A 12593-nucleotide genomic window follows, 5' to 3' on the forward strand; every position below is an offset into this window, starting at 1 on the left:
CCCGCCTTGAAACCACCGGTGAACGCCTGGCCAAACGTGCCATTGTTGTCACCCGCGAACCACGGCTGCAGCATAAACAGCGGGCTGATCAGCAGCATCACCACCAAACCAATGCCGAATGCCGCCATCACCGGGCCCATCACCGCAAAGAACGTCTCCGGGTCATCCATGATCGCCTCCGGGTTCTCCGGGATCAACGTCGGATCGATCGCCGAAAACGCACCAATGCCCAGCGCCGTCAGCAGCACCGTCATGCCAAGCATGGCGATGACCGACAACAACACCGACATGCCCAGCGTCTTACCAAACGTCGGCGACTTCACATCCCCGAAGTTCAGGTTGCGCGCCAGCGTCGCCTGCAACGCCGCACCAATCATCCACGGGCCGAACACCGTCGTGCCGCCCACCTGAATCCAGGTGCCCACCGTCGGCACAAACTGCACCGCCACACTCAGCAGCAGGTAAACCACGCCAAGCGGCAGCCACAGCTTCGGGTTGCCAAACACGGTCTTGAAGCCCCAGCCGATCGCCTCCAAAATGTTCAGCTTGCCGGTGCCCTTCACATGCGACCAGCCGTTATTCGCCGGGTCGTTAATCGGGTGCGGGCTCACACCATCGCCCGGAACGTTGTCCGTCAACTGCTGGCCATGGAACCGCAACGCCGTGTTGCCCGCCATCGACGCCGCCGAATTGACCTCAAACGCGCTGTAGTCGCTGTAGCCGTTTTGGTAGTTGCCGGCTTGGTCGGCGTAGTTGCCGGCTTGGTCGGCGTAGTTGCCGGCGTCGGCGGGGTCGGCGTAACTGTCGTAGCTCGGGTAACCCCCGTCGTTCTCCGGGTGGCTTCCTTGCGGATGCTGCGGATACGGCTCGAAGCCGTCATTGTTCGGAGTGGACATTGATGTGTTCCTTCATCGGATAGGTATCAGTTTTGCCCAGCCGAGTTTAACAACCCTGCGCGGTGGGACGCCGGACCGGAACGTTGGCGCTGCCCGGGCCGCCTCCTGACAAACTTTGCAAAATCTGTCAGGAACGTTTTCTGACCTGCACGTTTACCGGCGCCTGACAGATTCCGCCGTGATCTGTCAGCCGGACGGGGCGGTGGGGGCGGTGGGGCCGGGCCCGCTGGTCGGGGTGAGGCGGCGGGGCGCCCGGGGTGAGGCAGGCCGGGCATTTTGGGCATCACCGGCAAAATAGTTCCCGGGCGGGGAACTTTCTTCGTCCGGCGGGCTAAGAAAATTCACTACGCCCAGGACAGGTCGGCGCGGGCACAAAAAAGTTCCCCGGATTCGGCCGAACCGGGGAACTTTTTTGGGAAGGGTATGAGAAAGGGTAGGGCAGCAGAACCCGAGCAGAACCCGAGCAGAACCCCTACTTGACCACGAGGTTGACCATGCGGCCCGGGATCGCGATCACCTTGACTACGGTCTTGCCGTCCACCAAGGCGGCGACGCGGTCGTCGGCAAGGGCGGCGGCTTCGAGGTCGTCCTTAGAGGCGTCGGTGGCCACGTCGATGCGGGCCTTGACTTTGCCGTTGATTTGGACGGGGACCTCGACGGTGTCGTCGGTAAGCCATTGCTCGGCGAACTCCGGGAACGGCTCGAACGTGATGGTCTCGGGGTGGCCGAGCAGGGACCAGAGTTCCTCGGCGATGTGCGGGGCGAGCGGCGAGACCATCTGGACCAGCGGCTCGACGGCGTCGCGAGGGGCGCCGGACGGGTAGGTCTTGGTCAGGTAGTTGACGTACTCGATGAGCTTCGCGGCGACGGTGTTGTCGCGAAGGTGGGCGTAGTCGTCGCGTACGCCGGCGATGGTGCGGTGGAGGGCTTTGAGGTCGTCTTCCGTCAACGAAGCGTCCACCACGGTGACCTCGCCGGTGGCCTCATCCACGACCAGGCGCCAGAGGCGCTGCAGGAAGCGTTGTGCGCCGACGACGTCCTTGGTTGCCCACGGGCGGGAGGTGTCGAGCGGGCCCATGGACATTTCGTAAACGCGCAGGGTGTCGGCGCCGTAGTCCTCGACAACCTCGTCGGGTGCGACGGAGTTCTTCAGGGATTTGCCCATCTTGCCGTATTCGCGGTTGACCTCTTCGCCCTGGTAGAAGAACTTGCCGTCCTTCTCCTCGACCTCGGCCGCGGGGACGTAGACGCCGCGGGAGTCGGTGTAGGCGTAGGCCTGGATGTAACCCTGGTTGAACAGGCGGCGGTAGGGCTCCTTGGAGGTGACAAAGCCGAGGTCGTAAAGCACCTTGTGCCAGAAGCGCGCGTAGAGCAGGTGCAGCACGGCGTGTTCGACGCCGCCGACGTACAGGTCAACGCCGCCTGGGTCGTTGGCGCCGTGCTCGTCGGGGCGCGGGCCGGTCCAGTAGCGCTCGTTCTCAATGTCCACCAGCGCATCCGTGTTGGTCGGGTCGATGTAGCGCAGTTGGTACCAGGACGAGCCGGCCCACTGTGGCATGACGTTGGTGTCGCGCCAGTACTTCTGCTTGCCGTGGCCCAGGTCCAGTTCGACCTCGACCCAGTCGGTGGCCTTGGCCAGCGGCGGGGCGGGTTCGGAGTCGGCGTCTTCGGGGTCGAAGGCGACGGGGTTGTAGTCCTCTACCTGCGGCAATTCGACGGGCAGCATGTCCTCGGGCAGGCCGTGCGCCTGGCCGTTTTCGTCGTACACGATGGGGAATGGCTCGCCCCAGTAGCGCTGGCGGGCGAACAGCCAGTCGCGCAGTTTGTACTGGATTTTCTCGGAGCCCTTTTGCTTATCGACGACCCACCCCAGGGCCGCTTCAATCGCCTCTTCCTTGCCCATACCGTTGAGGTCCAGGCCGGATTCGTTGGCGGAGTTGATGTGGGTGGCGTCGCCGGTGAAGGCGGCTTCGGAGATGTCGCCGTCGAGCACAGGCACGATGGGCAGACCGAAGACGGTGGCGAACTCGTAGTCGCGCTCGTCGTGGGCCGGGACCGCCATGATGGCGCCGGTGCCGTAGCCGGTGAGCACGTAGTCGGCGATGAAGATCGGGACCTGCTCGCCGTTGACCGGGTTGACCGCGTAGGTGCCCAGGAACACGCCGGTCTTTTCCTTGTTTTCCTGGCGTTCCACATCGGACTTGGCGGCGATGGAGCGCAGGTAGGCGTCGACGGCTGCGCGCGGGGTGGCTTCGCCGTTGGTCCAGCGGGTGTCGACGTCGGTGGGGTAGGAGTCGGCCACGAGGTCGTCGACAAGCGAATGCTCGGGCGCGAGCACCACGTAGGACGCGCCGAACAGGGTGTCGGGGCGGGTGGTGAAGACGGTGATGTCGCCGGCGGGCGATTCGAACACGACCTCCGCGCCGCGGGACCGGCCGATCCAGTTGCGCTGCATGCTCTTGACCTTTTCCGGCCATTCGAGCAGGTCAAGGTCGTCGAGCAGACGGTCGGAGTAGTCAGTGATGCGCATCATCCACTGGCGCAGGCGCTTGCGGAAGACCGGGTAGTTGCCGCGCTCGGAACGGCCCTCGGCGGTGACTTCCTCATTCGCCAGCACGGTGCCCAGGCCCGGGCACCAGTTGACCATGGAGTCGGAGAGGTAGACGAGGCGGAACTCGTCGATAGCCTTGTGCTTCTCCTCGGTGGTCAGGTCGCGGAAGTTGCGGCCGTCCTTGGTCTGGCGAGCGCCGGACATGAGGTCGCGCACGAGGTCCTCGATCGGGCGGGCCTTCTGCTGCTCCTCGTCGAACCAGGCGTTGTAGATCTGCAGGAAGATCCACTGCGTCCAGCGATAAAACTCCGGGTCCGTGGTGGCAACGGAGCGGCGCGGGTCGTGGCCGAGGCCCAACATGGCCAGCTGGCGGCGCATGTTGGCAATGTTCGCCTCAGTGGTCGTGCGCGGGTGGGTACCGGTCTGGATGGCGTACTGCTCTGCCGGCAGACCAAACGCGTCATAACCCAGTGTGTGCAGCACGTTCTTGCCCAGCATGCGGTTGTAGCGCGCGTACACATCCGTGGCAATGTAACTCAGCGGGTGGCCGACGTGCAGCCCCGCACCCGATGGGTAGGGGAACATGTCCTGAACGTTGAGTTTGTCCTTGGGCAGTTCGACCTGGTCTTGCGACGCTTGCGGAGCAAGATCACCAACCGGGTTCGGTGCGTAAAACGTGTGGTTGTCACGCCAGTACGCCTGCCACTTCTTCTCGATCTCATTGGCCAGCTCGGCCGTATAGCGGTGCGGGGTCGCCTCAGTCATGGTTATGCAGTGTAGTGAACAGGCATTGCTTATCTGCGACCTCCGCCCCGAACGCCATTTCCCCAGGGAATTGTTTTCGGGGTCGTTTTTGGGATGTGAAAGATATAGAAAAGATATAGCGGGCTTTTGGACGAGCCGTTTTGCCAGTTGCCGCAGGTCAGCGAATTGTTTCGATATCTTTCTATATCTTTCGGAATTGTTTTCTGCGCGTATTTACGCGCGAATCCAGCGGGTGCCGCGGCCACGAGGGGGACCTTCCGGATCAATCCTTGCCCTACCGAGGCTTCGAAGGTGTCGCAGGATTCTGCCCGCCTCTGCAACGCTGACGCCAGTTTGATCGGCGATGTCGGCGGACCGGAGGGTTTCGCCGTCGAGAAGCTTTGCTTCGATCCATTCCTGAATACTTACCGTTGCCAGTTCGCCGGCCTGGCCCAAGTTGAGAAGTTTCCGAGCCTCGCCGCTGAGTGTCCATTCGTTTGCGTCGGCTACGGAATCGAGGAGGCCGCGGTCCACGAGCTCGTCCATGAGCTCCCTAACTTCAAGCGATGTGAGCTGGGTTTTCTGCACTGCGGTCGTTGCCGTGATGAGCGCTGCGGAGTTGAGATGCCACAACACAATCAAGGACGCCACACTATCGACGACAACCTCCCCGTAACGCTTCGACAGCCGCCTCAGCCCCTTGATGAAGTCCACGTCCGGTTTTTGTGCAGCCAGAATCACTTGGACGTTCACATCGGTTGCGATAACCTCCGGCTCACTGCGTCCGGTTCGGAGCATGGTCGCCCACATACGGTCAAAACCACGAGAGCTTTCTTCCGCCAACCCCAGCGTGCGCATTGCCGCCATCAGCCGGTTGTTCCGCGGAACCGAGGACGTAGATAGGAGTTTGTCCCGGGTCACACCTGGCGGGAGTGGGCCAGGGGAGGTGACTTTAAGCGTTCGATTGGACTGCTCGACAACCACCGGGCCGGGCAGTCGCCAGTCGCGGTGAATGAATGCATTCGCAACAACTTCATCAACGGCCTGCTCGGGAAAACGGCTGATGGCAACCTCTTCACCGTCGTCAAACTGGACCCGTTCAATCTCAGTGTCACCGTTTTCGGTGATCAGTCGGCGAAGGCGGGGCAGTGCCAGCAGGACCGGGTCTGAAATCAACGTCGCCCGGGGTTCCTCACCCGGCAACGTCCGCCAAAGGTGGCGCACAACCACGTCCGTTGGTTCTGGACTGGCCAGGAGAATTTCGCCGGCGCGTTTAAGTTTGCCGTCGTCACGCAAAAGCCCAAGTTCCCGCAACAGTCCTGCTGTGGTCTGGGGGACGGCAGCATCGAGGCCGCGTGTCCTGCGGTGTTGGCGGAGCATCCTGCGTGCCTCTTCAACTACCGCTAACGGCAAGTCGTCTATCGAGATATCGGCTGGTCCGTTTGAGTAGTCCGGGTTGCGACGTGCCGCGTCGATAGCGCGACGCTCCTCTTCCGTGATCTCCTTGCAGGAGAATTGGCCGTCTGCGGTGCGCTTCTTCGCGGCGCCGTCGCTACGCGTGTACAACGCCCGCGCTTCAGGGACGTGAATAACAACGAGCCTTGCGCCCCACGCATCCAACGTCGTGACCTGGACGTTCATGTTAGGATTGGTCTTGACGAAGATCCGGTGAGTGATCTTTTCTTCATCCAGTTTGGTACCCGTAAACGCTTCCCTCCCGGGAACCTTGTCGGCGACACCCACCACGATGTACCCCATGGCTGCTTCCCCGTTCGCCATGCAGACGGCCTCATCCACCAACTTGTCGACGAACCGCTCCCTCTCCGCCTGTCCTCCCCCTCGAGCGGCGGGGTCCTCCTTGAACTCCAAGATGAGCGACTCCTGCGAGTCCGCCGTTGCCCCGTCATTGATCGCCTGAAGCGCATCACGCACGTTTGGGAGAAGATCATCCCAGGCAGATTCTGTAACCATGGTGCGATTGTACATTTCCCCAGGGAATTGTTTTCGGGGCCGTTTTTGGGATTTGAAAGATATAGAAAAGATATAGCGGGCTTGCGGGCAGGCATCTACAGAAGTTTCCCCAGGTCAGAGAATTGTTCCGATATCTTTCTATATCTTTCGGAATTGTTTCCTGCGCATTTATTCGCCCCAAAATGTCCCTACATTACAAATTAATAACGACAACTGGCTATATTGATAGCTGTTCATAACTCCCCTCTAAGATTTGGAGCTCCCGTGAAGAAGATCGCCGCAGCCACCCTGGCAGCAACCCTGACCCTTTCCCTCGGCGCTGTTCAGGCCAACGCCGCAACCAACGAGATGCGCGGCATGGGCGACGACCGCGTCTGCGTTCTGACCCTCGATGGCCAGAAGAACAAGATCGAGGTCGCACCGGCCAAGGTTGACGAAAAGGTCAAGGACATCCTCCCGGACAACAAGAACGGCCTGGTGCGCACCAGCGCTGACCTCGGCCAGGCTTTCGGCTCCTCCGACCAGGAGCTCATCAACGGCGCCAACAACCTCGAGGCCATCGACGCCTGCAAGAAGGGCGTGGACTACAAGACCGCCGATATGACCGCGGGCAAGAAGGCTGCCATCATCGGCTCCACCGTGCTCGCTGTGATCTTGGCAATCGCTGGTCTGGCATCGCCGTTCGTCGGCCCGATGATCCAGCAGTTCCTCCCGCGCTAATCTTTGCGACGACACCACGCGGCCGTTCCTCACCGAACGGCCGCTTTTCCGTTGCCCGGCGCCGATAGTTGGTGGGCCCCCAGTTGTCCGCAATGCGGAGTCCGCAACGCTAGCGGCACCTGCAATGCCTGCAGTGCCCCGAACAGGGGTGACGAAATTCCCTTTCGGCGACCGTAATTGTCACCCGCCATACATGGGAATATCTTCATAAGTGGAATCTGTTTTTCCCCTGTCCAAGAATTGGAGTTTCTCTGTGAAGAAGATCGCCGCAGCCACCCTGGCAGCAACCATGACACTTTCCCTCGGCGCTGTTGACGCCAACGCTGCGTCCAACACGATGACCAAGGTCCAGGGCCGCAACGCCTGCAACATGACCTTTGACAAGCCGTCCAACATCGAATACACGAACGGTCTCAAGGACCCGGTCAAGGTTAAGAAGCTCCTGGACTCGGATAAGGCCAATAACCTTATCGACTCCGCCCAGACCTCCTCCAAGATTGGCGAGGCTTTCGGCTCCTCCGACGAGACCTCCGTCAATGACGCAAATAACCTCGCTGCACTCCGCGCTTGCGCCCAGGGCGAGACTTTCAAGTCCCAGCCGATCACTGACAGCGAGAAGGCCGGCATCATCGCAGGCACCGTCATCTCCGCTCTGGTCCTGATCGGTGGCGTTCTCGCCCCGGTCGTCGGCCCGATGATCCAGCAGTTCCTGCCGTTCTAATTTCGCCTTAGAACACCAAAGCCGCTCCGGCTACGACCGGAGCGGCTTTTTTTCGTTGGTACATACCAACGGTTGGCGTGAGCCCAATTGTCCGCAATGCGGAGTCCGCAACCCCCGTGCGGACCCTGCGCGCGTTACATAAACATCTGCCAGATGGCGACGCCCATGATGATCACACCGAGAACGAACACGAAGATGGTTTCGGGCTTGTTGGCAAAGCGGCGGAAGGCCTTGGCGTTGCGGAAGAGCAGCATCGGCACGATGTACACCAGGAAGGTGATGAATACGCCGCCGACGACGGAGATCAGGTCCAGGATGGACGGGTTGACCACGGCTGCAGCAACGGTGGTGACGAACACGAAGACGTAGATGCCCCAGCGCATGGCCTTGGGGCTGACGCGGTTTGCAAACTCCGGGGCGACGGCGCGCACGAGGTAGGTGGTGCCTTCCTCGGCACCCATGACGTGGCCGAAGTAGGACGACGCGATCGCACACAGGGCGACGATGGGGGAGAGCACCGCCAGGAACGGCGCGTGGGTTTCGTTGGCCAGGTAGGACAGGACCGGGATGTTCGCTTCGCGGGCGGCGTCCATGCCGTCGGCACCGAGTGCGAGGCTGCAGGACCAGACGAAGAACATGGTGAAGCCGACGAGCATGATCGCGGAGATGGCTTCGATCTTGGAGACGAGCTTTTCGGTGGCCTTCTCGTCGCCATCGAAACGCTTCTGCGCGTCGAGGGCCGCCTGGGAGATCGCCGGCATGTGGCTAAAGGAGAACACGAAGACCGGCAGGATCAGCAGCAGCGCCTGCCAGGTTGGGGTGTCGGACTGGTAGGAGCGGAAGCTGGCCAGGTCCCACTGGGGGATGAGGTAGATGGACACGGCCGCGAGCGCGATGATCAGCGGGTAGACCAGGATGTTGGCAAACGCCAGGGTCGCCTTCTTGCCCATGGCGTAGGCGCCGGTGAGCACACCCACGCACAGCGCCGCCAGGACCCAACGCGGCAGCTGCGGTCCGCCGAGTTGGTTGACCAGGAAGCTGTCCATCGTGTTGGTGATACTCACGCCGTAGATCAACACGATGGGGTAGATGGACAGCCAGTACATCAGGCCCGTCATCAGGCCACGGGTGCGGCCGGACAGGGCGGTAACCACCTGCAGGACGTCGAGGCCCTTCACCGGGGAGGCCGACACGATGCGCGAGTAGGTGCGGTGCGACATGAACACCATCGGCAGCGCCAGCAGCGAGATGAAGATGAGGGGGAGGATGCCGAACGATCCGGCGTCGATAGGCAGGAACAGAATGCCCGCACCGACTGCGGTACCGAACAGGGTGATCGCCCAGGACAGGGTGCTGCCGTCGGGCGCGTCAGCGGCACGTTCGGCCTTGATTTGCCGCATGTCCGCATCTGTCAGATGGTCTAAGTTAAATTCACGCGCTGGTGTGGTCAATGTCGCCTTCCTCGCTAGGGGGTGTCATACGCCACACGGATCATAGACCACGCCCTTGCTTATCGACGAAAACGCCCGCGGCCCCAAACCTCAGGGACGCGGGCGTACATGCCGTTTACCGCTTATGCGCGGGGGAGGACTGCCAGCGGGGACACGTCGATGTGCGTGGCAAGGCCACGATCCTCATCGCGGAACCACGCGCGAATCTGGTCGAACAGGTTCATCATGCGGGTTCACCTCCTTTCAAAGCGTGAAGGTTGTTCACCTTCCGTTCATCTTGAGGCAACCCTAGGCCGGGCCAAATAGTTTGTCAACACCAACGATTGGCCCGTGCGAATAATCCCTGCATACGCACTAAAAATTAATGTGACGCATGTGACTAGAGGAACGGATATGGGTCCCATCCAGTGAAGTACTCAATGCGCTCTCGAGCGATCAATAGAATCGCCGCAACCACCGCTACCAGCACCATAGCTAGGAACACCCAGCCGATCACCCGGCGCGCACCCACGGACGTCGTGCCGTCCTCCTCAGGCGACAGGAAGTGGATGCTCAACGAGAACAACGCCGGCAGGCCAGCGCCGAGCAGCAAGCCGGTGCCGAGCACCATCAACAGAGACTTCAGAATTTCAAGCATGCCTATACCTCTTTACTGGTGGTCCAGGCCGCGGGTCGTATCCACGATGTGGGCGGGTTCGCCGCGGTGGGGGGTGGTGGGTTCGTCGATAAGCGAATCGCTCTCCCAGTCATCGTTGACATTGTCGCGGTGCACCGGCTCGCGCTGCGCCACGATGAACATGTAACCGCCGCAGATCACAAGCACCACTGCCAACATGATGCCGCCCCACACGGGGTCGCCACCAAGATCCGAGACCCAGCGGGCCGCCCACCAGGTGACGAACGCGACGAACGCGGCGATCGGCAGGGTGGTGATCCACGCGATGGCCATGCGGCCGGCAACGCCCCAGCGCACCTCGCCCTTCGGGCCCGTCAGGCCGGAGCCCATGATGGAACCGGTGGCGACGTGGGTCGTCGACAAGGCCATGCCCAAGTGCGACGACGTCAAAATGATCGCGGCCGACGAGGTCTCCGCAGCCATACCCTGCGGCGGGTGAATCTCCACCAAACCCTTGCCCAGCGTGCGGATCACGCGGAAACCACCCGAGTAGGTGCCAATCGCGATCGCAAGCGCACAGGACGCCTGGATCCAAAACGGCATCGTGTGATCCGAATCAAACTGACCCGCGGCCACCATGGCCAGGAAGATCACACCCATCGTCTTCTGAGCATCCGACGTACCGTGCGCCAACGCCACCAGCGACGCCGTGCCAATCTGGCCCCAACGGAAGTAATTGTCGCGGTGCTCCTTCTCCGCATTCGACGTCAGGCGGTACACCAGCCAGGTGCCAATCATTGCGACGAGACCAGCCACGAACGGCGCAAACAACGCCGGCAGGATGATCTTGTGCAGCACGCCACCCCACACGACGCCCTGCCAACCAATCGCCGCGATCGCCGCGCCAATCAGGCCGCCAAACAGCGCGTGTGACGACGACGACGGGATGCCGTACAGCCACGTAAACAAATTCCACAGAATGGCGCCCGTCAGGCCCGCGAACACGACCAGCAGGAGCCGCTCCGACTCAACCGTGTCGCTGAGGTCAAACACGTCTAGCTTCACAATGCCGTTGGCCACGGTCTTTGCCACCGCCACCGACAAAAAGGCGCCGATGAGGTTCAAAATGCCAGCCAGCGCCACAGCCGTCTTCGGCTTCAACGCGCCAGTAGCAATCGACGTCGCCATCGCATTCGCGGTGTCATGGAAGCCGTTTGTGAAATCAAAAAACAGCGCCACAACAATAATTAGGACGAGGAGGATAGTGATGCTCACATCCTGGCATTATGCGCCCTAATTAGCACTTAAGAAACTTACGGTCGCGCCATTAACCTCCCGTTTACCAACCCCTTTGGTGCTACTTTGCTTTACCTGGGGGTTTCCGGTCTGCGGCACGTAGCGTTCACCTTCTGGGGGTAGTTAGCCGGCCACGATGTTCCACACAGTGACACCCATGATCACCAACCCCACCACGAGCACAAAGATCGTGTCCGGACGACGCGCGTAGTGCTTAAACGCCACCGCCTTATGGAACAGCAACACCGGCATGATGTAGACCAAGAACGCGACGAAAATGCCGCCGACCACCGAAATCATGTCCAGAATCGACGGGTTCGCCACCGCCACCAACACCGCGGTGACAAAGACGAAGATGTTGACGGACCAGCGCAGGGTGGTCGTCGATACGCGAGACGCAAAGCCCGGCGCGACCACGCGCACGAGATAGCCGGTGCCCTCCTCCGTCCCCAGGAGGTGACCGAAGTACGACGTGACAATCGCAGCGATAGCGATAATCGGGCTCATCCACGCCATAAACGGCGTATCCGTCTCATTGGCCAAATACGACAACACCGGCACGTTCTGCTCGCGCGCCGCATCCATACCCTCCGCGCCGAGCGACAGCGCGCACGACCACACGAAAAACATGGTGAACGCCACCAGCAACAGCGCCGTGACCAACTCCACCTTGGACACCTCACGCTCGACGGCCTCCACATCACCGTCCTTCTTCTTCTGCACATCCAACGCGAACTGGCTCAACGCCGCCATGTGGCTGAACGAAAACACCAGCACCGGCAGAATCAGCAGCAGACCCTGCCACACCGGCACGTCCGACTCGTAGCCACGGAAGCTGGCAAAGTCCCACCGCGGAATGAGATACAACGACACCACCGCAAGCGCGATGATCAGCGGATACACCAGTGCGTTCGCGATCCACAGCGTGATCTTCTTGCCCAACGCGTAGGCACCCGTCATGATGCCCACCGACACCGTGGCCAGCACCCACCGGTCCACCTGCGCGCCACCCAACTGATTGACGATGAAACTGTCCAGCGTGTTCGTAATCGAAATGCCGTAAATCAACACCGTGGGATAAATCCCCAGCCAATACAGCACCGCCGATGCGAACCCCCGCTTGCGGCCCGTCAGCGCCGTGATCACCTGCAGCACATCCAGGCCCTTCACTGGCGACGCCGCCACAATGCGCGCATACGTCCGATGCGAGAAAAACACCATCGGAGCAATCAGCAGCGTAGCGACGACCAACGGCCAGAACCCGAAACTCCCCGCATTAATCGGCAAGAACAGGATGCCCGCACCCACGCCCGTGCCGAAAAGCGTGATCACCCAACGCATAAACGAACCGTCGGGCTCGTCACCCTCGCGGTGCTCCTTGATCTGGTCAATGTCCGCGTCGGTGAGGTTCTCCGCGTCGAACTCGTCACGCGCGAGTTCCAGGTGTTCATCGCTGTACTGCTCCGGCAGCTCCGGTTTTGTCATAAGGAATTACGGTACAGACGTTGTCTGCGTCAGGCACGCTGCGTGTTTTTGTGCGGTGGGGTTGTCGGTGGTTCGTGCGGAACGCCAAGGTTTCGGTGGCCTCGCCGAACCGCCCGTTTCCGTTCATATGCAGGGCTCGATA

The 12593-nt window shown here is 61.3% G+C and carries 9 protein-coding genes; 2 read left to right on the forward strand and 7 right to left on the reverse strand.

Going from position 1 to position 12593, the window contains the following annotated elements; genetic code table 11:
- From HMPREF2656_RS13160 to HMPREF2656_RS10690, 3 genes are all read right to left on the reverse strand, one after another.
- Positions 1–896: hypothetical protein (locus HMPREF2656_RS13160; protein ID WP_070816725.1), on the reverse strand; the 896-nt coding region annotated here is incomplete at its 3' end.
- A gap of 472 nt (positions 897–1368) precedes the next feature.
- On the reverse strand, positions 1369–4212 hold the full coding sequence (gene leuS, locus HMPREF2656_RS10685; protein WP_070816727.1) for a leucine--tRNA ligase: 2844 nt from the start codon (positions 4210–4212) through the stop codon (positions 1369–1371).
- Positions 4213–4425: 213 nt separating this feature from the next.
- Entirely contained in the window at positions 4426–6162 is a 1737-nt protein-coding gene (locus HMPREF2656_RS10690) for an ATP-binding protein (protein ID WP_070816729.1), read from the reverse strand.
- Positions 6163–6426: 264 nt separating this feature from the next.
- Between HMPREF2656_RS10690 and HMPREF2656_RS10695 the strand changes: the two genes are divergently transcribed.
- Together HMPREF2656_RS10695 and HMPREF2656_RS10700 are read left to right on the forward strand one after the other, a co-directional pair.
- Positions 6427–6882 carry a hypothetical protein gene (locus tag HMPREF2656_RS10695; RefSeq protein WP_070816731.1) on the forward strand — a complete coding sequence of 152 codons (456 nt, stop codon included), beginning with the start codon at positions 6427–6429 and terminating at the stop codon, positions 6880–6882.
- Between the two features lie 253 nt (positions 6883–7135).
- Positions 7136–7603: a hypothetical protein gene (locus HMPREF2656_RS10700; protein WP_070816733.1), complete on the forward strand. Its 468-nt coding sequence runs from the start codon at positions 7136–7138 to the stop codon at positions 7601–7603.
- A 134-nt stretch (positions 7604–7737) separates the two neighbouring features.
- On the opposite strand, the gene HMPREF2656_RS10705 is transcribed toward HMPREF2656_RS10700, so the two are convergent.
- From HMPREF2656_RS10705 to HMPREF2656_RS10720, 4 genes are all read right to left on the reverse strand, one after another.
- Positions 7738–9003 carry an amino acid permease gene (locus HMPREF2656_RS10705; protein WP_070816734.1) on the reverse strand — a complete coding sequence of 422 codons (1266 nt, stop codon included), beginning with the start codon at positions 9001–9003 and terminating at the stop codon, positions 7738–7740.
- A gap of 430 nt (positions 9004–9433) precedes the next feature.
- The gene (locus tag HMPREF2656_RS10710; RefSeq protein WP_070816736.1) at positions 9434–9691 is read right to left on the reverse strand and encodes a hypothetical protein; all 258 of its coding nucleotides are present in this window, start codon (positions 9689–9691) and stop codon (positions 9434–9436) included.
- A 12-nt stretch (positions 9692–9703) separates the two neighbouring features.
- Positions 9704–10945, reverse strand: a complete 1242-nt coding sequence (locus tag HMPREF2656_RS10715; protein ID WP_083316681.1) for an inorganic phosphate transporter — start codon at positions 10943–10945, stop codon at positions 9704–9706.
- Positions 10946–11089: 144 nt separating this feature from the next.
- Positions 11090–12451 (reverse strand): SLC5/6 family protein, encoded by a 1362-nt coding sequence (locus HMPREF2656_RS10720; RefSeq protein ID WP_070816738.1) that lies wholly within the window; start codon positions 12449–12451, stop codon positions 11090–11092.
- Between the last annotated feature and the right edge of the window lie 142 nt (positions 12452–12593).

The sequence above is a fragment of the Corynebacterium sp. HMSC034B08 genome, from assembly GCF_001835805.1.
Classification (GTDB): Bacteria; Actinomycetota; Actinomycetes; order Mycobacteriales; family Mycobacteriaceae; genus Corynebacterium; species Corynebacterium coyleae.

Excerpts from the sequence above, each read along its gene's own strand:
- HMPREF2656_RS10710 (WP_070816736.1), bottom strand. The coding sequence starts at position 9,691 with ATGCTTGAAATTCTGAAGTCTCTGTTGATGGTGCTCGGCACCGGCTTG.
- HMPREF2656_RS10720 (WP_070816738.1), bottom strand. The coding sequence starts at position 12,451 with ATGACAAAACCGGAGCTGCCGGAGCAGTACAGCGATGAACACCTGGAA.
- HMPREF2656_RS10690 (WP_070816729.1), bottom strand. The coding sequence starts at position 6,162 with ATGGTTACAGAATCTGCCTGGGATGATCTTCTCCCAAACGTGCGTGAT.
- leuS (WP_070816727.1), bottom strand. The coding sequence starts at position 4,212 with ATGACTGAGGCGACCCCGCACCGCTATACGGCCGAGCTGGCCAATGAG.
- HMPREF2656_RS10705 (WP_070816734.1), bottom strand. The coding sequence starts at position 9,003 with ATGCGGCAAATCAAGGCCGAACGTGCCGCTGACGCGCCCGACGGCAGC.